This window comes from Vallitalea sediminicola (assembly GCF_054408565.1).
Genome location: NZ_BTPT01000110.1, coordinates 1 through 1,787, shown reverse-complemented (window position 1 = coordinate 1,787; position 1,787 = coordinate 1). Strand labels below are relative to the sequence as shown.

Annotated in this window: 1 protein-coding gene; it reads left to right on the top strand. The window is 35.3% G+C overall.

Annotated elements, in window-relative coordinates; genetic code table 11:
- The first annotated feature begins 158 nt into the window (after positions 1–158).
- Positions 159–1,643, top strand: coding sequence for a transposase (locus ACX6CF_RS25720; protein WP_458788246.1), 1,485 nt, complete (start codon positions 159–161; stop codon positions 1,641–1,643).
- The last annotated feature ends 144 nt before the right edge of the window (positions 1,644–1,787 follow it).

Genomic DNA, 1,787 nt, shown 5'->3' with positions numbered 1-1,787 from the left:
GAGCACTCTCGGAAACTCTATAGTGCCCGAGTTATCGCTCTTTTTTATTGCTTGATTTCTTTCTTTTTCCTCCAACTTTTTGCATAATACACTTGACAAATGTATAAGAATTTGTGGCGAAGCCCTTGTTAAAAATACATTTTGGAGGTACTTCACTTATGCTTAAAAATTGGACTTCTCATGCTGTTTACCAGCTCTTTATTTCTCATGCTGTTTCTTCGTTAAATGAATCACAGCTTAAAAAATTTTCTTATTATTCTCATTCTCTTGCAAAACTTACTTCTTTAAACCTTGACCCTTTAGCTGATTTTCTGGCTCCTTATTATTCTACCACTGGTAGACCTGCTATCAATCAGCCTGAAATCTTTCGTTCTATTATTCTCATGCTGGATAGGCATGTGACTAGCCTTACTAAATGGGTCCATTTACTTAAATCTGATGATTTACTAGCTCTCTTAATCGGCTGTACTACTGACTCCCTACCACCTTTAGGCTCTTATTATGATTTCATCAATCGGCTTTGGCTTCGTAATCCTTCCCTTGATAAATCTGAGCAAAAACAGTTGTATAATTATCCTAAAAATTCTAAACCAAGAAAAAAGGGACCTGGCAAAAATAAAAAACTTCTCAATAAACATCCGAATATTGTTCGCAAAACCGTTGACTTTTTTATGGCTGGACGTTTTTTTTCACTTCGCTATGAACGACTTTTACAAGAACTTTTTGCCTTAATTGCTATTATTCCCTCTATGGAACTCGGCTTGATTTCTTCTGAATGCCTTACTGTTGCCGGTGATGGTACTTGTGTTCATTGCCATTCTTCTTCCTTAGGTAACAAAGTCTGTAAGTGCAAAGAAAATGGTGACTATTATTGTAAATGTCCTAGACATTATTCTGATATTGATGCTTCCTATGGCTGGGACAGTGATCTTGGTACTTGGTTTTATGGACATACTCTTTATGCTTTTTCTACATATGATTCCATGACCAAATCAGATCTTCCTTTGCTGTTTCGTTTTGTTTCCGCTAAACGTCACGATAGTGTTACTGGCGTAGTTGCTTTGGCTGAACTTAGAGAAGTTGCGCCTTATTTAAGTATTAATAATGTATGTTTTGATTCTGCTAATGATAATTATCCAACTTATGAACTTTGTAACTCTTGGCATTATATACCTTTCATTGACCTAAATAGCAATCGTGGTAAGCCTACAACGCTTCCTCCTGCCTTGTCTATCAATGAACAAGGTGTACCCTTATGCTTATCAGGTCATGAAATGGTATACAACGGCTTCTGTAAAAACCGTTCTCGCCACAAGTGGCGATGCCCGTTAAAGTGTAAAAAAGTAGATACATGCACATGCAAAGAACAATGTTCTCCTTCTCCTTATGGACGGGTTATTTATACAAAACCAGACTGGGATATTCGCCTTTTCCCTTCTGTTCCTAGAGGTACAAAACAATGGAAAGACATATATAAAACCAGAACCTGTTCTGAACGAATTAATAATCGCATTCTTAATGATTATGGACTACATTCAATGCGAATTCGTGGTAAAAAGCGTTATTCCTTTTTTACCATGATGATTGGTATTAACATTCATCTTGATGCTAGAATTAAAAAAGCTAATTTAGCCACTTCTTAATTATTACTTTTATTATTTTTTTAAACCAGCTAATTGGTGGTTTTATTTGCATGCTATTTTTTCTGTATTTAATCAATATATTGGAAAAGAAACTACTTATACATAATTATTCAACCTTTATTCATTACTTTCCGAGAGTGCTCT